Origin of the sequence: Mucilaginibacter auburnensis (assembly GCF_002797815.1) — a bacterium.
Classification (GTDB): Bacteria; Bacteroidota; Bacteroidia; order Sphingobacteriales; family Sphingobacteriaceae; genus Mucilaginibacter; species Mucilaginibacter auburnensis.
This window is the reverse complement of record NZ_PGFJ01000002.1, coordinates 538,906-560,263: the sequence shown is the minus strand read 5'-3', so window position 1 is coordinate 560,263 and position 21,358 is coordinate 538,906. Positions and strand designations below refer to the sequence as shown.

Here is a 21,358-nt window from a genome sequence, read left to right as displayed (position 1 = left end):
AGATATGTTTGAGTAACCATTTTGTTTTGCCGCTTGTTTTTCCTTATCTTAAAGCCGGTAATCACACATCTTCAAGCGCATGGCACAACCCGCTACCGAACAATTAAAACGCGTTTTAAAGCCGGTGCATTTGTGGGCCATAGGGGTAGGGTTAGTTATCTCGGGTGAGTATTTTGGCTGGAACTATGGTTGGGGTGTATCCGGCACCATTGGTATGCTCATTGCCACATTGGTCATTACGGTAATGTACATCACCTTTATCTTCAGCTATACCGAACTCACCTCGGCCATACCACATGCCGGCGGTGCGTTTGCTTATGCTTATCGGGCAATGGGGCCGTTTGGCGGTTTAATAGCAGGTTACGCCACACTTATTGATTTTTTGTTGGCTACTCCGGCAATAGCCGTTTCTTTAGGTAGTTATATTCATTTTTTATATCCGGGTATACCTATTGTTCAATCGGCTTTAGCTTTTAACTTGGTTTTTATTTTGCTGAATATATCTGGTGTTAAAGAGTCGGCAATGTTTTCATTGTTCATTACCATATTGGCAGTAGGCGAATTACTGCTGTATATAGGCGTAATAGCGCCGAATTTTAAGATGAGCAATTACCTTACTGACCCCATGCCCTTCGGTTGGGGCGGGGTATTTGCAGCTTTACCCTTCGCGGTTTGGTTTTACCTGGCCATAGAGGGCATGGCTCAGGTGGCCGAAGAAGTTAAAGAGCCTAAACGCAATATTCCTAAAGGCTACATATCTGCATTAGTTACTTTAGTTTTTCTGGCATTAGCGGTAATGATACTAACCGGCGGTGTATCCGACTGGCGCAAACTTACCAACCTGGATTACCCACTGCCAGAAGCCATTGGTTTGGTAATGGGTAAAACCAACGGACTAACCAAAATATTTGCCAGTATAGGCTTGTTTGGTCTGATAGCATCTTTACATGGTATTATCCTGGCATCATCGCGCCAAATATTTGCCATGGCGCGTAGCGGTTATCTGCCTGCGGAACTTGCCACTATCAATCATCGGTTTAAAACGCCGCACTGGGCCATTATAGCAACCGGGGGAGTTAGTTTTATAGCTATACTCACCGGTTCAACTGCGCAGATCATCGTATTATCGGTACTCGGCGCTGTGGTTATGTATATGATGAGCATGATCAGCCTGTTCATCCTCCGCAAAAAAGAACCCGATTTGGAGCGACCCTTCAGATCGCCTTTTTATCCGGTTTTTCCGGGGATAGCGTTGGCGCTATGTGCCGTTTGTCTTTTTTCAATCATCGTTTTCAATCCTAAAATAAGCCTTATGTTTTTTGTTTTGTTGGCAGTTATTCTGGCCATTTTTATGCTGATAGGAAAACATAAAATGAAATTAAAGGATGAGCTATAGGCGAAGATTGAGCAGGATGACCAATGACTAATGACAACTGACTAACGTGTACCGCCATACCATCAAAAATAAGGTATACCGCTTTGCCGACCTGAAAGCACTAATGGCAAAGGCATCACCCCACCGCTCGGGTGATGAGCTGGCGGGGGTATGCGCTACGTCATACGAAGAAAGGGTTGCAGCGCAGATAACTTTGGCCGATGTGCCATTAAAGAATTTCTTAAATGAGGCGCTAATACCTTATGAGGATGATGAAGTAACGCGGTTAATTATTGATAGTCACCTGCCTGAGGCTTTTTTGGCTATTAGCAGTTTAACTGTTGGTGAATTTTATGAGTGGCTAATGCATGATGAGACGGATGGTGAATTGATAGCCGCTGCATCGCCCGGTATAACGCCCGAAATGGCTGCGGCCGTTTGTAAGCTCATGCGCAATCAGGATCTGATTGCTGTTGCGAAGAAAATACAGGTAGTTACCAAGTTTAGAAATACCATTGGATTAAAAGGGCGCTTCTCCACCCGCCTGCAGCCCAACCATCCAACTGATGATTTAAAAGGCATTGCCGCCAGTATAATTGATGGTTTGCTTTTCGGTAGCGGCGACGCGGTGATAGGCATTAACCCGGCTACTGATAGCCCCGCAACGGCCTCTGCGCTACTCATTATGATGGATAATGTTAGGCAGCAGTTTGCCATTCCCACGCAAACCTGTGTATTGAGTCACATTACTACCACCATGCAATTGCTGGAGCAGGCGGCACCCGTTGACCTGTGTTTTCAATCTATAACAGGAACCCAGGCAGCAAACAACAGCTTTGGCATCAACCTTAACCTATTAAGCGAGGCATATGATGCTACACTTTCGCTTAAGCGGGGTACCATTGGCAATAATGTGATGTACTTTGAAACAGGACAGGGGAGCTGCCTTTCTGCCAACGCGCACCATGGCCTTGATCAGCAAACCTGCGAGGCAAGGGCGTATGCTGTGGCCCGCAAGTTTAACCCCTTGCTGGTTAATACTGTTGTAGGGTTTATCGGGCCTGAGTATTTATATGATGGTAAACAAATTATCCGTGCCGCGTTGGAAGATCATTTTTGCGGAAAACTTTTGGGTTTACCCATGGGTGTTGATGTATGCTATACCAACCATGCTGAAGCTGACCAGGACGATATGGATAACCTGCTTACGCTTTTAGGCGTAGCGGGTTGTAATTTTGTGATGGGCATACCGGGATCGGATGATGTGATGCTTAACTATCAATCCACCTCTTTTCATGATGCGGCTTACCTGCGCAAGGTTTTAGGTTTACGTCATGCGCCCGAATTTGAAACCTGGTTAACACAACAAGGTATTGTTGACAATAAAGGCGACCTGAAACAGATCAGCCAGACACACCAGCTGCTTAATGCGTTTCTAAAATGAAAAAAGAGGGCCTTGCAAAGCACAACATATTGGAGCCATTAAAGGCATTTACTCCTGCACGCATAGCCTTGGGACGGGCGGGGACGGGTATTCCACTAAAAGCTTTTCAGGCGTTTAAACTCGCGCATGCACACGCGCGCGACGCTGTGTACTCTGAACTGGATATTGACGGCCTCAATGAAAAACTCTCCGTTTTTGATTTGCCTGTTATACACCTCCATAGCGCTGCGGCATACCGTGAACAATATCTGCAACGCCCCGATCTGGGGCGGAAGCTAAATGAAGAATCGGCAGAAGAGATCAAAAAGTACTATTCCCCATGTGATGTTGCCATCGTTATAGCCGATGGCTTATCTGCTATGGCGGTTAATAATCAGGTGGTTAAATTGGTTAAATCGCTGCTTGCTTTGTTGCAGGACGCTAATTTTCAAACGGCCCCTTTAACTTTGGTAAAGCAAGGCCGCGTAGCCATTGCTGATGAAATAGGCCTTGCTTTAGGAGCCAGGCTATCATTAATCATTATAGGGGAACGGCCCGGATTAAGTTCAGGATATAGCGCGGGCGTTTACATTACTTATCAACCCAAGCCAGGCTTAACAGATGAGTGTCGCAATTGCGTATCTAATATCCATGCGCAAGGGTTAAGCGGCAAAATAGCGGCAGAAAAGATCTTCTATCTTATACAGGAGGCGTTTAAATATAAACAAACCGGTATCACATTAAAAGATAATCAGTTACTACTTCCTTAGCTCTTTTTGGCCTCTTGCGGTTTGATTTCTTCCACCATGCCGTTAAATGTTATCGGCATACGGTTGACTGAAATTACTTGTAGTGTAGCATATCCGCCGGGACTCACGCTAAGTATCATGCGGTAAACATCAGCAGGGCTGCGCGTTTCTAACTTTTGCGGTTTAAATGTTATTTGTAAACTGCCTTTCTTCTTTTGCGCTACATTATAATCAAACTTAGTAGTGTTAAGTTTAATGCCGCCTTCGGTAGGGTTGATGGGGGCGCTGAATGCTGTACCATAATAGGGAAGAAAAACCGATAGCGAATCATTTTTCAAACTAACATCGTATGAACCTGTAAGGTTGATCATACCGCTGTTAAGCTGATTTAAAACACTGTTTGGCCCACCAATATTCCCGCTTACCTGTACGCCGGCAGAAGTTGTAGGCATGGCTGTAGTAGCTTTAAAAATATAGTTTTTGCCATCAACTATGCGTTTCAGTTCGGCAATTTGCGTTGCTTTTTTGTCGGGCGCTGTAGTTTGCGAAATGGCCTTTTCACCAAATAATACGCAAACAGCAACAGCAAAAAATATTTTCAATGTGTTTTTCATGGGATGTTGATCTGATGTTTTAAATAAAATTCAGGTTATTAAAATTAAACAAAAACAACGCAAATAAAAAAAGCTGTCCTTGTTTTAATAGGACAGCTTTCGCTCTAAAAAGTTTAATAAAATTATATCAGGTTAACGCTGCGCTTCACAAATTCGGTCAGCTCGGCTCCGGTTAGTAGCCCTTGCGATAATAAAGCCAGGTCAAACGCCTGTTTAGCCAATTCAGCCTGTACTTCTTCGCTTTCTTCCTGGGCTATGCGGGTTATCAGTTTATGGTTACCGTTAACTACCACATTATAGTTGTCAGGCATGTTGCCATAAAAGCCCATGCCGCCGCCCATGGCTGCCATGTCTTTCATGCGGCGCATAAACTCGTTCATGGTAACAGTTACCGGCAATTCATCAGGGCTTAAGCTTTCCAGTTCAACTTTGTATGTTGGTTTGCCAATGGCTTTATCAAAAACAGTTTTCACTTTGGTTGACTGCTCTTCTGTCAACACATGGGCCGGTGCATCGTCTTTTTTGATCAGTTTATCAGCAACGTCAGAGTCAACGCGTTTTAATTGGGTTTTTTCCAGCTTTTGCTCTAAATGACTGATGAAGTGATTGTCAATAGGAGAGTTCATTAACAACACATCGTAACCTTTGTTATTGGCAGATTGGATAAATGAATCCTGTTTAGCGGCGTCATTAGTATATAAATACACCAGTTGCTCATCTTTATCAGTTTGTTCAGGCGCTACTTTTTCCTTGTATTCGTTAAGCGTAAAAGTTTCTTTTTTAGTGTTGCTTAGTAACACAAAATCTTTTGCCTTTTCGTAGAATTTGTCGTCGCTTATAAAGCCATATTTAACAAACAGGCCAATGTCGCTCCATTTTTCTTCGTAAGCTTTGCGGTCGTTTTTAAATAGTTCAGCTAATTTATCAGCTACCTTTTTTGTGATGTAACTGTTGATCTTTTTAACGTTGCTGTCGGCTTGCAGGAAACTGCGTGATACGTTCAGCGGAATATCCGGTGAATCGATAACACCGTGCAGCAACATTAAAAACTCAGGTACGATGTCTTTCACCTCATCGGTAATGAATACCTGACGAGAGAATAGCTTAATTTTGTTGCGCTGCATCTCAAAATCGTTCTTCAATTTCGGGAAGTACAGTACGCCTGTTAAATTGAAAGGATAATCAACATTCAGGTGAATCCAGAATAGTGGTTCTTCACTGAAAGGATATAACTGTTTGTAGAAATCAAGATAATCCTCGTCTTTCAGTTCAGATGGCGCTTTTGTCCAGATAGGGTTGGTGTCGTTAATAATGTTATCAACCTCTACCGAAGTATATTTTGGTTTGCCTTCTTCATCAACACCATCTTCAACGCTTTCGGTTTTAGTGCCAAATTTGATAGGCACCGGCAGGAAGCGGGCATATTTATCCAATATTTCCTGAAGGCGGTGCTTCTTTAAAAACTCTTCAGATTCAGCATTGATATGTAAGGTGATCTCTGTACCACGTTCCTCTAAAATACCTTTACCAATTTCAAACTCCGTGCTGCCATCGCAAACCCAATAAGCAGGCTCAGCGCCTTCCTGGTAAGAAAGGGTTTGGATCTCTACCTTGTCGGCCACCATAAAGGCAGAATAGAAACCTAAACCAAAACGACCAATGATCTCATTTGCATCTTTAGCCTCTTTAAATTTCTCCATAAACTCGGTAGCGCCCGAAAAAGCTATCTGGTTGATGTACTTTTTGATCTCCTCGGCGGTCATACCAATACCGCGATCGGATATGGTGATTGTTTTTGCGTCTTCATCAAAAGCCACCTCCACTTTAAGGTCACCCAGTTCACCGTTGTATTGGCCCAATGATGCCAGACGTTTTATTTTTTGTGTGGCATCAACAGCGTTTGACACCAGCTCGCGTAAAAATATCTCAGTATCTGAGTATAAAAATTTCTTAATGATCGGGAAAATGTTCTCGGTGTGTATCGAGATCGTTCCTTTTTCTTGCATAGTATTTTAAATTAATCTTTCGGTTAATGTTTAAGTTTCTGCAAGCTTCTTATCAATGGTCGTTCCAAACGGGTGTTTGTTGTCAAATTGTCAGATTGGTTGACGTTTGACCCAGCACCGCACGACTCACCCCGACTACGCTTCGCTGGTCGACCCTCTCTACGCCTTTGGCGTAAAGAGGGTGGAATATTTTTAATTTATTATTTATCACAAATCACAACAACCCTCTTTACCGCTTGCGGTAGAGAGGGTCGACCAGCGAAGCGTAGTCGGGGTGAGTAGTTGAAGCGATAAGCACAGCTAATTTGTATTAATGTTTTCTTAAAAAAAATTAAGACCTTGCACCGTCAAATATATTATGCTGTTGATGAAAAAATTAACGGAAGCTAATGCCCGCTCTTTTACCGTAGTCCTGATTATAGTTACCTTTTTTTTACGTCTGCTGATAGCTGCTTATACAGGTTTGGGTAATGGTGAATCGTATTATTTCAGAGGGGCATTACGCTTTGACTGGAGCTACTTTGACCAGCCGCCGCTGTTTTTCTGGCTGGGTGGCCTCAGTATAAAACTTTTTGGACTTAATAATTTCGGCATACGATTCCCAACTGTGTTATTGTTTGCAGGTACCAGCTGGCTGTTATACTTAATTGCTGCTAAGTTGTTTAACAATAAATCGGCTTTTTGGGCAGTGGTGATGTTAAATTTAAGTGCCGTTTTTACAGTTGCAACTGCCGTTTGGTACCAACCCGACGGTCCGCTGATGTTTTTTTGGCTGGCCGCAACCTGGTGCATCATCAAAATATTGGGTATAGGTTCGCCACAACTTGATCTGAAAAAAGATAAAGGCCAGATATACCGCTTGTGGATAATGACCGGTATTTGCCTTGGGTTGGCCACATTAAGCAAATACCATGTGTTATTTATGTTCGCCGGTGTGTTTTTATACGTCAGTACGCGTAAAGACCAACGCCATTGGCTAACACACCCCGGCCCATATCTGGCTGTTGTAATAACTATATTAATGGCTTCGCCCATAATATGGTGGAACTACAATAATAACTGGGTATCGTTTGTGTGGCAGGGCTCGCGCGCGGGCACACGAGACAAGGCCTTTGAGTGGCATATTGATTGGTTTTTACGGAGCATTTTAGGCCAGGCTGCCTGGTTGCTGCCATGGATATGGTTCCCAACGGTAAGGCAACTATTTGTAAGCTGGAGAGAGCGCCACAAGGCGGAATATGGATTCAATTTTTGGATGGCTGTGTTACCTATAGTGTTCTTTACCGTATTAACCCTTTGGGCCGATCTGCAGTATCACTTCCATTGGCAGGCCCCGGGTTACATGATGTTGTTTATGCCCCTCGGCTTCGCTGTTGATAAAGCATTAACAGGCGCGGATGAGTATAAAAGGCGACTAACACGCCGCTGGTTGAACTTCTCTATTTATTTTACGGTTGTTACCATAACTATTTTGGGCCTGCATTTGGTTACCGGTTTTTGGCAGAATTATGGTCCCAAATGGGTAGCGAGTTTAGGTGGAGGCAAAGTTGATCCTACCATACAGGGTGTTGACTTTGATGAGATAATGACCCGCTTTGAAAAAGAAGGTTGGCTGAATAACGATAAAATTTTTGCCGGAAGTACCCGCTGGTGGCTGGCCGGTAAGGTAGATTGGGCGCTGAGAGGTAAAAAGCCCATTGTATGCTTTAACCGCGATGCACGTAATCTGGCATTTTTAGTTGACCCCAATACCTTGTTAGGTAAAGACGTTATAATGATAGGGGAGGCCAACGCTTATGATGAAACCATTTACCAGGACGCCACCCCATTTTTTGATAGCATTGAACAATTGCCCGATATCCCTATCATTCGTGGGGGAGTAGTGGAAGAGCATTTGCAGGTTTTCTATTGCAAAAATTTCCACCAGTCAAAAACACCGTTGCCCGATTATCCGCTGTACAGGCAGTTGAATGGGTTGGTGCCGTTTGGGAAGTAGCACAGAAGGGTTTGTCATATTAAGCGACAGCGAAATATCTTATGCGCTTCCCAGACCTGTGGTAAATCCGCTTTGTAAGGTTGTGGGATAAGATATTTCGCTGTCGCTCAACATGACAGACGTTATTTATACAAGCGCTCTAACCCGCCTGAATGTACCTGCCTGTCCGCTGTTCCAAACGGGTACAAGTTTAACTTCTTTTTCTTCTTCGGTTTTTTTAAGCAAGCGGTAAGTTATGGTAGTTGCCACAGCAAATACCACATGTGCAGGTATACGTTGCAGGTAAAAAGTGGTATAATCTAACCACGGTGGTAGTGGGTGTACTTTAAAGGTTCCTTTCCATATTAATAAGCCTATCAAACCGCTTACTATGCCGAGTATGATGCCATTGGTTATGTTATGTTTGATCTCATGCTTTTCCCAAAGTTCAACATAAATAGCAGCGAATACGAAACCCATGGTGAAGTGCGCACCCCAACCGGCTATTACTTTAGCTTGTTTGGATAACATAGGCGCAAGGCGTTTGATCATGGTTTCCAGATGATTGGGCTCACTAAAGTTTTCGCCCCAGATCTTGCTCATTAATTCACTGCCGAGAGTCATTACCACGGTGCCCGCACCGCCTGATAAAACCGTTTTTGATAGTTGATCCATATTTCAGTAATCTTATATAATCAACGCCCCGGTAGCTTTTTTTGTTGTAAAGAATTTTAAAATTGGCTTACAGCTGCACTTTATCCAGCTTTAAATAACCCAGCTGTATGCTATCTGCCTGGCCTTCAATATCAGGTTTAAGATGTATATGCCAGTTGGTTTTATCGTCGTCACTCAGCAGGTCTTCAATGCGATAGATCTCATCTACATCGATACCGTACTTTTCGTCAATATGTGCGGCGGCACTTTTAACGGCTTTAATGGTGTTGGTTTTAAAAAACTCGGTATCTGTAGCTGCTTTAACGGCCCATTTGCGGTCGTCTTGCACGGTAAGTAGGGTGTAATGCTGTTCTTCTAAACGTCCGCTTATATAACCACCAAGGTTTACAAAAAACAGGCGTTTGTTATTGTCTGGTCGGTTTGCCGATGTAGGGATAATATTCACGCTGTAACCCTCAACATGCCTTACCTCGCGCCATCCGTCAATATGCAAGCTGCTGCCTGCTTCGGGCCAAAAATCGCGCATGCGGGGAATTAACTCTTGCAAATTATAAGCAATGCCAAAAAAGAAATCGTGCTGCTCAATATTGCGTTGCTTTGCTTTTGAGCCTAATAAAACCATAAAAAGTTTTGGTTCTGCCATAATCTTAAGTTAGGAAGCTTCGGCTAATTGTTTACCAGTCATGGCTTCAATAATAGCCGCTGATGCCGCTTCGCTAAAATCTAATCCGGAATAATCGGGGTTGTAGCCGCCTATTAGCGGTACAGCCATTACGTATATCCTGTTGTTCAAAGCGTTAAACTTATCCAATAGCTGAAAATGGTCGTTGATGGCCATGCCGGGCACTATCAAATAGTACTCACCATCAACACCTTTTACCACTGGTTTTTCGCCTTCATTCATTAGTTCGGCACCAACGTTAGCGTTGCGGAAACGCAAAGTAGCATGACTGGCAGTGTGATTATCAACCAAACTTCTGAATGGGATATCATTGAAAGCCAAATGTTGCTGACCAATACAATCCACAAAAAGCTGATAATGCGTTTGGTGTTTACGGCCCTGTTCATCTACATATTTATATATAGCGCCGCCATCTTCATGCGGAATAACCTCGCTGTCCTGGTCCACAGTTATCATACTTAGTCTGCCTGCATCATGCAGGGCCATTAAGGTTTCTGCCGAGCTCTGCGGTACAAATGCTATTACTACGGATATTAAAGGCATCAGTGTTTTTTGCAGACGGATCATATCTTCTGCCGAAAAATACTTAGCCGGGTAATTCATCGCGAAGCTCAACACGGCCAGCATCTCTTTCCAGTAAACAGACTCCTTGCGGATAATGGACTCGCGCGCCTCTACATATTCTTCTTTAAGCAGATCGAACGGGTCCTGGTTTTCGCGGTAGGTCATTACCAGATCCACAAAACCTTCCATGTTCAGGTTGGCTATCTTTTGGTAAAACTCAGGATCGTTTTTGCGGATGTAGGCTTTAAAGTTTTTTTCAAATACATAATCCAGCGATAAAAAGCCATCGTTCTGTTCGCGGTTAGCCAGAACTTCTTCATCGCTCAATACGGTGTCTTTACCCAAATGGCTGTCTTCCAGATGAAAGCGCACCGCAGGCAGCAAACCATTGCGCGTATGCATAGCTATGCGAAAGTCAGAACTATCCTCGTTAACGTAAAAGTGCAGAATACCTTTATCGTCTTTTTCAAAGCGGCCATTGTGCCTGGCCAAAGTTCGTATGGCATCAATTGCAGTTAAGGAAGCGCCCCTTACTGCAACCGGGTGGTTAGCATGCAATGCAATTTTTTGCGGCGGATACGGCGAATCAAACCACCCCTTAACTTTACCCTCGTGGGTTGTGGTCCAGATATGGCCGCTGCATACTACTACGCGATCATAACGTTCTTCGCCTTTATCCGTTACTACAACAACCTCATCTTGGTCAGGTTTGTCAACAACATCGCGTACAGTAGTGTTGTAATAAACTTTGGTGTTGATGCCATGTTCACGCGCCTGCTTGAGTAACAGTTTAAACTGCGCGTTTAAATATTGTCCAAACAGCAGCCGGGGTAGCACTTTGTACTCATTAAATTTTTCAGGATCAATGTTGTACTTGTCTAAAGTATCCTTAGGTACGGTTTTTATCCACTCCTGTATGGTGGTGACCAATTGAGGTATCTCATTGCCGGATACGTTGGTGATATGCTCGTCGGCAGCGCCATCTTGGCTGTAAGGCATGCCACAACCTAGGTTATTGTTCTTTTCGTAAATGTGAACTTCCAGGCCGGGAGCGCCGGTTTCTACCAGGCGTTTGTACATAAACAAACCGCCCGGACCTCCGCCAATAATGGCTATTAAATTGCTGCTTTGTGTTTTCAATTGATAAGTATTTGCAGCAATATAACCAAGCAACTTACGCTTTGTTTATTGCGGGAAATACCTGTTCATGCAAACAGACAGTTTTTATCCACGTAGCCTCAATTCCGGAACTACTATTTTTTCAATCAGCAGGCTGCGTGTATCATTAGCATCTACCGAAATAGCGCCATGGTTGTTGAAAGCATCAACGGCTTCCTGGGCTTCGCGGGTGGAGGCAGCATGTACGGTAACAATGGTGCCGTTTCTGCTGAGCGATGCATAGTGCGCGGCCTCATCGCCATTATCGTAAACATGGTTGAAGAAGTCAGCTATACGGTCGGTTGATGATGGTTGAGCTTCATCAGCGTGTATATCTACATTCTCGTTGTCAAACTCGTTGGCTATCAGGTATTCTGTTACCTGCTCGGCAAGGGCCTTATCGTCAAATATTCCAATTACTGTTATCATGCATAAGTAAATGAACAAATTAAGTATTTGTTTGCCCCGACAATGATTGGCAGCACATTTGCTATACATAGGCAACCTACAATTTGAAAAACATATGAATTATAACGACGAAGAGTCTCTGCAAAATTGGGATGATAATGCAGAAACAAATAAAACCCCTGTTCAGGATAACATCAATAATGCTACAGCCAACGCTTACAGAGTTGATAGCGATGATGAGGTTACAGAAAAGGATCTGACAAGAAGCTTCCTTGGTGATGCCGAAAGGAACGAGGTTAGGGAAGGGCAACCAATGGGTGGCCATAGTTTCGGTAAAAGTAATGTAACGCCATCGGGAGATGATAAAAACAATCCATCGCAAAACGCGGGTTATTCTAACGCTTATTTCGCACGTACTGAACCATCAGAAGAGCATCCGGAAAACAGCAACTTTACGCCCGACGGTAATAACATGCACCAGGAAGGTACGGCAGATAACGATGGCCAATATCAAAATGCCGAAGAAGGCCCTATTGATATAAGGGACAGGGAACGATTTGGCTTAGACAATGAGTTTGAGAACAGGCGGGATATTGAACCTAAGTAATTGAAGGAAGCCGGTTAGTTTTGCTAACCGGCTTTTTTATTACTCACGCTCTGCCACTTCTTTTAACTTAGCTAATGCTTTGGGCCATATATCTTTAAACATGTCTGCATAATCGTCGGCCATATCGCAGTCAACCGAGAATTCGGTTTGGCCGTCAACATCTTTAAGTGTGTAATTTTCAAAGGCGCCGCTCCATTGTTGTACCTTTTCGCTGGTTGTGTCTTCCACACCGTCTTTTATTTCGCCCAAGTGTTCTATTGATAAAAATTCATTAGGAATGTTCTCGGCAATGCGAGATACCATGCCCGAACCATCCGGACCCAGAAATAAGGTTTTGCTTCCTTTTTGCCAATCTGTTACAGCATATGAGCCCGGCATAAATGCCGAGGTCCACTCACGGTAGGTGGCATCATCAAGTGTTGTTTTCCAAACCTTTTCGCGTGTCGCGTTGATCAGAATTTTAAAGTGCAGTGTTTCCATAATTGTAGATTTTTGTTATCGCAAGTTACAATTGACTACAAAACAATATGTTGGGCAAAAAAGACAATTTGAGGGGTAGGATGGGACAGATTAACCTTAATGAAAATTCCGCCCCTTATGGAACACCTCCGTAGGTATCTTTTCTTTGGGTATTTGCCTTGCATCATAAGGAAAAGGTGAAGTAACTTCATCACCCCGCGATGGCAGGAAAGGAAAATCATCATCATTAACAGCGGTTAGGTTATGCAGCATTTTGTTGAGGTTGAAGCAGCGGGTGCTTACCACGTGTATCACATCGCCTTCAATTTGCAAATTACCTTCAACCATAAATAGCTTGGCCTGTAGTATTTCTTTGCGGTATTTTTCAAATATCTTTTCCCATATCACCAGGTTGGCAAAGCCGGTTTCGTCTTTAATAGTAACAAATAATACCCCTTTAGCGGTGCCGGGCCGCTGGCGTATGGTAATGAGACCAGCTACTTTCACCGGGTCGCCGTTTTTCATTTCTTTTAGTTTTCCTGTTGGGGTGATGTACAGTGCATCCAGTTCCCGCCTGATAAAACTAACAGGGTGAGCCTTTAGCGAAAGACCGGTAAACTCAAAATCATGCACCACATGTTCAGCGGGTTTCATGACGGGCAAGTCCATGCTTAACTGCGCGCTGTCGGTCTCTTTTTTACCTGCAAATAAGCCTACAGGCTTTGTATCAATAGCAGGCACTTCCCACAAAGCCTGCCTGCGATCAAGCCCGATGGAGCGGAATGCATCCGCATCAGTAAGCCGTTCAATAGCCGCTTTAGGTATGCCTGCATCGCTAAGGGCAATAATATCCGTATAGCCATTCCCGCGTTGCTTAACAAGCAAGTTCATGTCGGTTTCTTTTAATCCTTTTACCTGCCGGAATCCTAACCTCACGGCGCAATACTTACCGTCTTTTTCTTCCAGGATATTATCCCAGTAAGAATGATTGATATCAACCGGACGAACCGTAACACCGTGTGCCCTTGCATCATCAACAATTTCGGCAGGTTGATAAAAGCCCATTGGCTGACTGTTCAGCAAGGCCACACAAAAAACATCGGGGTAATGATACTTTAACCAGCAGGATATGTATACCAGATGCGCGAATGCTGCCGCATGGCTCTCAGGAAAACCATAGCTCCCAAAACCTTCCAGCTGTTTAAAAATACGTTCCGAAAATTCTTTTTCGTAACCTTTTTTGACCATGCCGGCCACCAATTTATCTCTGAATGCGCTTACCTGGCCCTTGGCTTTAAAAGTGGCCATACTCCGGCGTAACTGGTCGGCTTCGGCATGTGTAAAATCAGCTGCTACAATGGCAATTTCCATTGCTTGTTCCTGAAAAAGCGGTACACCTTTGGTACGCCCCAATACATCTTTTAACTCTTTTGATGGGAAAACAATGGGGTCTATACCATCTCTTCGCCGCAAATAGGGGTGAACCATGTCGCCCTGAATAGGTCCGGGACGAACAATGGCTACTTCAATTACCAGATCATAAAATTCCTTAGGCTTTAAACGCGGAAGCATAGACATTTGCGCCCGGCTTTCTATTTGAAAAACGCCTAATGTATCAGCCTTGCAGATCATATCATAAACTTTCGGATCATCCTGAGGTACGCTCTCTAAAGTTAGCGGCAGGTTATAGTGCAGTTGGGTTAAGTCAAATGCTTTGCGAATACAGGTAAGCATACCCAAAGCCAAAACATCAACCTTTAAAATGCCCAAATCTTCCAGATCATCTTTGTTCCATTCCAACTGGGTGCGGTTCTCCATACGGGCATTCAGTACAGGGCAAAGGTCAGACAGTTTGCATCGCATTATAACAAAACCACCCGTATGCTGCCCTAACTGTCGGGGAAAAAGGTACATCTGCATGGTAAGCTCTAAAGTTTTCATTAACAACGGGTCATCCGGATTCAAACCCTGACTAATAATCCTTTCTCTGTCAAATGCCTCGTCTGTAAAGCTCCATATTGCTCCTCCCAAACGCTTAATGGTATCTTCAGACAAGCCCATGGCTTTGCCCACATCCCGCAATGCGCCTTTGTGCCTTTGTTGTGTTACTGTGGCTACAATACCTGCATACTCGCGACCATAAGTTTCATATATCCATTGGATGATCTCCTCCCGGCGTTCATGCTCAAAATCGCAATCAACATCTGGCCATTCCTCGCGTGCTTCAGACATAAATCGGGAAAACAAAAGATTTTGTTTTTGTGGATTTACCGGTGTTATTCCTAAACAAAAGCAAACTGTACAATTAGCTGCCGAACCACGGCCCTGATGTAATATGCCTAACTCATCAGCTTTTTGGGTGTATTCAAAAACTCTTAAAAAATAAGGGGCGAGTTTTCGACCTGCAAAAAAAGCCAGTTCAAAATTGATCTGCTCAATTGTTTCGGGCTTTATATCATCCCCAAACATTTTTTTTGCGCCTTTCCAGGTATGCTCTGCCAAATGCTCATCGGCCGTACGCCCATCCGGACTAATCCATTCAGGTTCCAGGTATTTTAATTCTTCTAATGAGAACTTGCAGGCATTGGCAATTTCCTGAGTGCGTTCCAATGCATCCGGGTATTCCCTAAAAAGGCGTTCCAACTCGTTAATTGGTTTGAGGTAACGTTCTGCATTGGCATGCAGCTTATAACCTGCGTTATGTATGGTGCATTTCTCGCGCACGCAGGTTTCAATATCCTGCAGCTCGCGCCGTTCAAAAGTGTGATAATAGATGTTACCAGTAGTCACCATGGGTATGCCGGTTTGCTTTAAACGGTAAAATCGCTTGGCATCATCGCCATTATAAGTGCAATTGGCGGCTATATAAAGCTGATTGCCAAGATTTTTTTTGTATTCGGAGACACTAGCCTTAAAATCATCATCAAAATCAAAAAAACCATTAAGCTGCGCAGGTGGGATCAAGATAAACAGGATGCCTTCGGCGTTATCAAAAACATCTTGTTTATACAATTCGCATTTACCCTTTTCGGTACGCAGATTACCGCGCGATAGCACTCCGCATAAACCGCTCCAGGCTTTAATATTGGTAGGGTAGGCCAACAAGCTTGGGCCATCTATCAGGTCTAACCTGCAGGCCGGAATAAATTTTAGGTAGATAGTTTTATTCAATACTTTGGCTTTTTTTAGCGCCATGTGCGCACGCACCACACCAGCCATAGTATTTCTATCGGTTATAGCAATGTGGCTATAGCCTAACTCTATGGCCCGCTCAACTAATTCATCCGGATGCGAGCCGCCTCGTAGGAACGAAAAGTTGCTGGTTATTTGTAGTTCTGCGTATTGCATACATCATTAAGCAAAAAATCCATGAATAAACCACTTACCATCATCCCCATCATAGTGCCCTGACCGGAATACCCAATACCGCCTGCCTTCCACATCTTCTACCGCATAATAATCCCTATGCTCTCCTTGCTCCAGCCACCACTCGCGCTCAATACGTTCGGGGCCGTCTGCTTTAGCTATTACGTGTTTTTTTCCCTTGTAAATAAATTGTTTTGGCGGATAATCGGGTTCCTTAGACATTACTGCAATATCCTCCGGTTGTCGCAACATGCGCAGCGGGCGTGGTCTGTCGGCACGCCAGCACGTTGATGGCGCATCCTGCAAGGTCTGCGCTTCTTTAACTGATCGCTCGGGCCAGTAGTGCTCGGCAGGCAGGTAACGATGAATGCGATGCGCGCCCAGTTTGCCGCCAATTTTATCTAACAGTTCGGCAAGGGTGGTATCTTTCAGGTCGGGTTGGTTTATCCAGATGTTTTCCTGTTTTACATTCATTTCTTCCACTCGGGATACCTCCATCACAAACAGCTCAATGCCCAAATCCGGCTCAATTTTATCAATTTGTAACCCAAATAACTTTTGCAGATGCGATACACTGTGCGAGCCACGCGTTGTGCTGATGCTAACCTGGACCTGCTTGCCATCAATGCGGTAGCATTTCAGCATAGCTTTGCGTAGTCCTTTACCTTCAGATGCAAGTCGGGTACATAGTTGCTCCAACAACTGCTGTATAGCTATTTCAATACCTGTTGCTGTTTTTATAGGTTCAAGGCAGGGCAGGCGTTCCACATACGGTACAGGAGGAACAACAGGTGTAAAAAGCTCAGATTTAAGTCCTAATGCCTGTGTAAGCCGGGTTAAAAGATCATCGCCAAAACGCTTACGCAACTCCCTGCCAGGCAGGTTCATAAAACTACCAATGGTGCGGAAACCTAATTTTTGCAGTTGCTCTAAAACAGGTTGTTCCAAACGTAAGGCGGCAGGGGAGAGCTGTGCTATGGCTGCCGCCTGCGCCTGCGGCGTAATAATAGGCTTAACCCTGCCGAAGCGGGCAACTGCCCATGCAGCGCCCATGGAATCGGCTATGGCAGCGCGTGCATCATAGCCGTTGTTGCGCAGTTTTAAAACCAACTCTTTTAAATAGCCCCGCTCATCATCCCAAAGGTGAGTACAGCCTGTAATATCCAGTAACAATCCATCTGGCGGGTCAATGGCTACCAGTGGGGTATAGCGTATGCACCAAAGTGCCAGTTTACGCAATAACTTTTCCTGCCTGCCGGGCATATTGTCTAAAACCTGCAAACAGGGTGCAATGGCCTTGGCATCAGCAGCGGCCATGCCTGCGTAAACGCCTTCATCTTCGGCTGCTTTGTTGGCCGCGGTTACAATTATACGGTTACGTATAGGAGTGGCTACCACAAAGGCTACATCCTTCAATTCCGGTCGGCGTAGTGTTAGCCAGTCGGTCAATAAATGCCTGAACCATATAGACATATAACGTTTTTGCATAAGCCGTCACCCCGCCATTAACTGCCTGTATTCAGCAGGCTTTTGTTCAACTCTTGTTTGTTCAACCACATTAAATTTACCGTTGGCCCATTCCATTTCCCAACAACCAGGCTGCCCGTTACGCACTTTTAGTAATTCTACCCGCCAGCGCGGGAAGCCCAGTCCCGGAAGGCCATCTTCTGGCGTGCTTGGTAATGGTGATATTTGCCAGCGGGCAGCGCAGGCAGTAGGCGTTAATTTTTCTGCTTGATTCCGCAAAATAAAACCTGTAACCCGACTCTGTTCAACCGCCAGCTGCAAGCGACGCGACTGTTTAAAGTTAAGGTCACGCACCTCGGCAATGGTCATCACCAGTCCGGGGCATTTAAGGGCTTCTTCAGTTGCCCAAAGCACATCCTGATCATTAAGTACGTTGATGAAAATGATCCTGTCGGCATCCACCCCAAAAGCTTTCAGCGCCGATGGATTGATATTACCCGAAAGGCCTATCCACAAACAAACGCCGCCCTGCTGCATCAGCTTAGCCAGTAAGGCGCTTATAAAGGCGCTGCCTGCGGTGGCCTGCTCGGTATTGGCACAAAGCACCTCATGCACCGTACCGGTAGGGAAAATATTGTTGGGGAAAGATTGCTCAATTACGCCCAAACCCATAGGGGTATGCTTACCGGCCTCGGGTGGCCTGTAGCCTTCCCACTGCAAAATATCTTTTTGCAAGCGGCTGATGACGGCATTTTTAAGCAAAGGCATAAAAACTAAACTTTTAACGATGTAAAATTGCTAAAAATATTAGTATTTTAAGTTGCAATGTTGAAAAATAAATCGGAATTAGAATAGTTTAGCCATTACGCTATCTGCACTATTCGCGCATTTTCACATTCCGGATCGGTATCAACAAATTCAGCTATTGCTTCTTTCATCTGTGAAAAGGATGCATTGTAAAAATACAAAGCTGTTTCGGTATTACCCTGCCAATACCTTACAACTTCGCTTTTGTTGCTTGTTAACTCTTTGAGTTTTGTATCAATTGCTTCAAGGTCTAAATTAGCATAAACCTCGTCAGACAAATTTATACCGTCAAGATAAATAGCCAGTCCCTCTAACTTTCCAAAAGGAATGGTTTGACCTGTGCTTTCAATAATTAGTTTGGAGCCTTTAGGTGCACCTAATAATTCTAATTTTGTTACTATTTCATGAATGATTTCCGGAGAAGGCTCCACATTTAAATTGATTTCAACATCACAGTACGAAACCTCATTGTTCAACTCCAATAAAGTACCGCCACCACTAATCTCTCCATAACCTTTAAGTTTTAAAAGCTCGTCTAATGGGTCCTCATAAACTTCTCCACGATCAATCGGCATTATTTTGTCATTCAATTGAGCAATTATAAAAACGCCTTCGGAAGCTTTATCGGTTTTAGAGAACAGTCTGTTCCAAAGTTTATTTAGCATTATGATCTAAAATACCCATTGTTTTTTGCATGGTAAGCTAATATACAAACAAATTACATTAAAATTTGTCGGTGTTATAGCTTAATACCCGTAATTTTATCCTTGTAAAATTAAACGCACATCAGCATGAAACTAAAAATTGCATTTACCTTTTTATTAGCCGCAAGCCTGTTAACCGTAAAGGCACAAATGCCTGCTGCCGATCACGAGAAAGTTAAAGGCGGCGAGCTTACCATACAGCCCATTACCCATGCCACGCTGGTGCTAAGCTACCAGGGCAAAAATATTTATGTTGACCCAACCGGCGGTGCCGATGCCTTTAAAGGTTTGGCTGCGCCTGATATGATATTGATCACTGATATCCATGGCGACCACTTTGATACCAAAACTATTGAGGCTATCAACACGGCTAAAACTACTTTAATTGTTCCGCAGGCGGTGGCTGAGAAATTGCCGGCAACTATTGATAAATCAAAAATAATAGTGTTGAATAACGACCAAAAATCAACACAGGGCGATATTGTAATTACCGCGGTACCTATGTATAACCTGCCCGGCACAAGCAGTGCCAATATGCACACCAAGGGTAGGGGCAATGGCTATATTTTAACAATCGGAGGTAAAAACGTATACATATCAGGCGATACTGCCGATACCCCCGAAATGAAAGCGTTGAACAACATTGACATTGCTTTTATCTGCATGAACCTGCCTTATACCATGGATGTTAACGCGGCATCGCAGGCTGTACTGGCTTTTAAACCTAAAGTGGTTTATCCGTATCATTACCGTGGCCAGGATGTTAACGCTTTTAAAAGCATGGTTAACGCCGGCGACAAAAACATTGATGTAAGGTTGAAGGAGTGGTATCCGGCAGCTAAGTAATGCGTATAAGTATCATAGGTTCGGGTAACGTGGCAACCCACATGGCGGCGGCTTTAAAAAATGCCGGGCACAACATTGTGCAGGTATATAGCCGGGATATGCAAAACGCGGCTTTGCTGGCCTACCATGTAAAGGCCGATGCCATTAATGATCTGCAAAATATCAGCCCTGAAACCGACCTGTTTATTATTGCTGTTAAGGATGATGCCATTGGACGAGTAGCTGAGCAATTGGCTGTTTATGATAAGCTAATTGTGCATACATCCGGCGCTACAGATATGTACGCCTTGCTGGCTTTTACTGACAGGGCAGGAGTGCTGTATCCGTTGCAAACCTTTAGTAAGGTAAAAGAAGTCAACTTCAGGCAGGTGCCGCTTTGTATTGAGGGAGCTGATGAAGCCATCACCAAACAAATAGAAGAGCTGGCGCAAAGCATCAGTAATAATGTTTACAGGGTTGATAGCGCTCAGCGTAAAATATTGCATTTAGCAGCGGTGTTTGCCTGTAATTTTCCTAATTACCTGTATGAGGTGGCCCGGCAATTACTCAATAACAACCAGCTTGATTTTAACCTGTTACGTCCGCTCATTTTAGAAACCGCCGAAAAAGTGCAGGAACGTTTACCTGCGCAGGTACAAACCGGCCCGGCTGTGCGTAATGATGTTGGAACCATGAATAACCACTTACAGCTATTAACTGAACAGCCTCATTTGCAGGAGATTTACCGGTTGCTAAGTCAGGGTATTATCAAAATGGATTTTAGCCCGCCTGCCCATAAGTAATTTTGTTACTTTTGCCCAAATGAATATTTTTAAAATAAAGATAAACTTTGAGGAGGCCGACCATGAGTCGGTTGAGTTGCCCATAGCCGAAGGCGAGTCGGTGCTTGACGTTTGTATGGACAATGGCATTGAGCTACAGCACAATTGTGGTGGTGTATGCGGTTGCAGTACCTGCCACGTATACATCAACAAAGGCATGGATAACATCCAGGAAATATCTGATAAGGAAGAAGACTTTATTGACCGCGCTGTTAACCCGCGCATCAACTCACGCCTGGGCTGCCAAAGCGTTGTTATTGATGGCGATATAGAAGTTACACTGCCCGACCAGTCGCAGTTTTTAGGTCACTAATTAGTTTGTACAAGCATAAAAAATGAAAGACGATAAATTTGCATTACCTATTCATTGGAATGATTACGAAGATATTGCCATGGGACTTTACGAAAAGTTTGGCGATGACTTTACCGAATCAAAAATTTACCGCATACGCTTTACCGATCTGTTAGAGTGGGTATTGTCCATACCTAATTTTGCAGGTACCCGCGAAGAGAGCAGTGAGGGGCACCTGGAGCAGATCCAGTCTGCCTGGGTTTACGAGTGGCGCGATAACCAGTAATTTGGGTTGGCAGTGTGCAGTTGGCAGTTAGCACGCACCTTTCTTAACTATAATTTTTAACTGTCAACTAATAA

Annotated in this window: 20 protein-coding genes; 9 read left to right on the top strand and 11 right to left on the bottom strand. The window is 44.1% G+C overall.

Annotated features, from left to right (window positions below):
- Positions 1–79 precede the first annotated feature (79 nt).
- Genes eat through eutC form a run of 3 tightly spaced genes read left to right on the top strand, consistent with a single transcriptional unit; the run spans position 80 to position 3,568 of the window.
- Complete coding sequence (gene eat / locus CLV57_RS13075; protein WP_100341838.1) at positions 80–1,396, top strand: ethanolamine permease; 1,317 nt, start codon at positions 80–82, stop codon at positions 1,394–1,396.
- A 46-nt stretch (positions 1,397–1,442) separates the two neighbouring features.
- The gene (locus CLV57_RS13070) at positions 1,443–2,819 is read left to right on the top strand and encodes an ethanolamine ammonia-lyase subunit EutB (protein WP_100341837.1); all 1,377 of its coding nucleotides are present in this window, start codon (positions 1,443–1,445) and stop codon (positions 2,817–2,819) included.
- Positions 2,816–3,568 carry an ethanolamine ammonia-lyase subunit EutC gene (gene eutC, locus CLV57_RS13065; protein ID WP_100341836.1) on the top strand — a complete coding sequence of 251 codons (753 nt, stop codon included), beginning with the start codon at positions 2,816–2,818 and terminating at the stop codon, positions 3,566–3,568. Before CLV57_RS13070 ends, eutC begins: the two co-directional genes overlap by 4 nt.
- Here the strand turns inward: eutC and CLV57_RS13060 are convergent.
- Together CLV57_RS13060 and htpG are read right to left on the bottom strand one after the other, a co-directional pair.
- Positions 3,565–4,161, bottom strand: a complete 597-nt coding sequence (locus tag CLV57_RS13060) for a DUF4251 domain-containing protein (protein ID WP_100341835.1) — start codon at positions 4,159–4,161, stop codon at positions 3,565–3,567. The two genes, eutC and CLV57_RS13060, sit on opposite strands and share 4 nt — an antisense overlap.
- Positions 4,162–4,283: 122 nt before the next feature.
- Positions 4,284–6,167 carry a molecular chaperone HtpG gene (gene htpG / locus CLV57_RS13055; protein WP_100341834.1) on the bottom strand — a complete coding sequence of 628 codons (1,884 nt, stop codon included), beginning with the start codon at positions 6,165–6,167 and terminating at the stop codon, positions 4,284–4,286.
- Between the two features lie 367 nt (positions 6,168–6,534).
- On the opposite strand from htpG, the gene CLV57_RS13050 reads away from it, so the two are divergent.
- Positions 6,535–8,163 carry an ArnT family glycosyltransferase gene (locus CLV57_RS13050; RefSeq protein WP_157799155.1) on the top strand — a complete coding sequence of 543 codons (1,629 nt, stop codon included), beginning with the start codon at positions 6,535–6,537 and terminating at the stop codon, positions 8,161–8,163.
- A gap of 126 nt (positions 8,164–8,289) precedes the next feature.
- Here CLV57_RS13050 and CLV57_RS13045 read toward each other — a convergent pair whose 3' ends face one another.
- From CLV57_RS13045 to CLV57_RS13030, 4 genes are all read right to left on the bottom strand, one after another.
- Positions 8,290–8,817, bottom strand: coding sequence for a hypothetical protein (locus tag CLV57_RS13045; protein ID WP_100341832.1), 528 nt, complete (start codon positions 8,815–8,817; stop codon positions 8,290–8,292).
- A 67-nt stretch (positions 8,818–8,884) separates the two neighbouring features.
- Positions 8,885–9,460, bottom strand: a complete 576-nt coding sequence (locus CLV57_RS13040) for a DUF1543 domain-containing protein (protein ID WP_100341831.1) — start codon at positions 9,458–9,460, stop codon at positions 8,885–8,887.
- A gap of 9 nt (positions 9,461–9,469) precedes the next feature.
- Entirely contained in the window at positions 9,470–11,203 is a 1,734-nt protein-coding gene (locus CLV57_RS13035) for an FAD/NAD(P)-binding protein (protein ID WP_245857055.1), read from the bottom strand.
- A gap of 84 nt (positions 11,204–11,287) precedes the next feature.
- The gene (locus tag CLV57_RS13030) at positions 11,288–11,650 is read right to left on the bottom strand and encodes a hypothetical protein (RefSeq protein WP_100341830.1); all 363 of its coding nucleotides are present in this window, start codon (positions 11,648–11,650) and stop codon (positions 11,288–11,290) included.
- 94 nt (positions 11,651–11,744) lie between these two features.
- Between CLV57_RS13030 and CLV57_RS13025 the strand changes: the two genes are divergently transcribed.
- On the top strand, positions 11,745–12,236 hold the full coding sequence (locus tag CLV57_RS13025) for a hypothetical protein (protein WP_100341829.1): 492 nt from the start codon (positions 11,745–11,747) through the stop codon (positions 12,234–12,236).
- 39 nt (positions 12,237–12,275) lie between these two features.
- On the opposite strand, the gene CLV57_RS13020 is transcribed toward CLV57_RS13025, so the two are convergent.
- The 5 genes from CLV57_RS13020 to CLV57_RS13000 form a co-directional block, all read right to left on the bottom strand.
- Positions 12,276–12,716: an SRPBCC family protein gene (locus tag CLV57_RS13020; RefSeq protein ID WP_100341828.1), complete on the bottom strand. Its 441-nt coding sequence runs from the start codon at positions 12,714–12,716 to the stop codon at positions 12,276–12,278.
- Positions 12,717–12,812: 96 nt separating this feature from the next.
- Positions 12,813–16,043, bottom strand: coding sequence for an error-prone DNA polymerase (locus CLV57_RS13015; RefSeq protein ID WP_100341827.1), 3,231 nt, complete (start codon positions 16,041–16,043; stop codon positions 12,813–12,815).
- A gap of 6 nt (positions 16,044–16,049) precedes the next feature.
- The gene (locus CLV57_RS13010; protein ID WP_100341826.1) at positions 16,050–17,549 is read right to left on the bottom strand and encodes a Y-family DNA polymerase; all 1,500 of its coding nucleotides are present in this window, start codon (positions 17,547–17,549) and stop codon (positions 16,050–16,052) included.
- A gap of 6 nt (positions 17,550–17,555) precedes the next feature.
- Complete coding sequence (locus CLV57_RS13005) at positions 17,556–18,296, bottom strand: ImuA family protein (protein ID WP_100341825.1); 741 nt, start codon at positions 18,294–18,296, stop codon at positions 17,556–17,558.
- A gap of 95 nt (positions 18,297–18,391) precedes the next feature.
- Positions 18,392–19,000 carry a hypothetical protein gene (locus tag CLV57_RS13000; protein WP_100341824.1) on the bottom strand — a complete coding sequence of 203 codons (609 nt, stop codon included), beginning with the start codon at positions 18,998–19,000 and terminating at the stop codon, positions 18,392–18,394.
- 126 nt (positions 19,001–19,126) lie between these two features.
- Between CLV57_RS13000 and CLV57_RS12995 the strand changes: the two genes are divergently transcribed.
- Genes CLV57_RS12995 through iscX form a run of 4 tightly spaced genes read left to right on the top strand, consistent with a single transcriptional unit; the run spans position 19,127 to position 21,284 of the window.
- The gene (locus CLV57_RS12995; protein WP_100341823.1) at positions 19,127–19,885 is read left to right on the top strand and encodes an MBL fold metallo-hydrolase; all 759 of its coding nucleotides are present in this window, start codon (positions 19,127–19,129) and stop codon (positions 19,883–19,885) included.
- A complete protein-coding gene (locus CLV57_RS12990) occupies positions 19,885–20,667 on the top strand; it encodes a Rossmann-like and DUF2520 domain-containing protein (RefSeq protein ID WP_100341822.1) in 783 nt (260 codons plus the stop codon). Before CLV57_RS12995 ends, CLV57_RS12990 begins: the two co-directional genes overlap by 1 nt.
- 19 nt (positions 20,668–20,686) lie before the next feature.
- A complete protein-coding gene (locus CLV57_RS12985; RefSeq protein WP_100341821.1) occupies positions 20,687–21,019 on the top strand; it encodes a 2Fe-2S iron-sulfur cluster-binding protein in 333 nt (110 codons plus the stop codon).
- Positions 21,020–21,041: 22 nt separating this feature from the next.
- A complete protein-coding gene (gene iscX / locus CLV57_RS12980; protein ID WP_100341820.1) occupies positions 21,042–21,284 on the top strand; it encodes a Fe-S cluster assembly protein IscX in 243 nt (80 codons plus the stop codon).
- Positions 21,285–21,358: the final 74 nt, after the last annotated feature.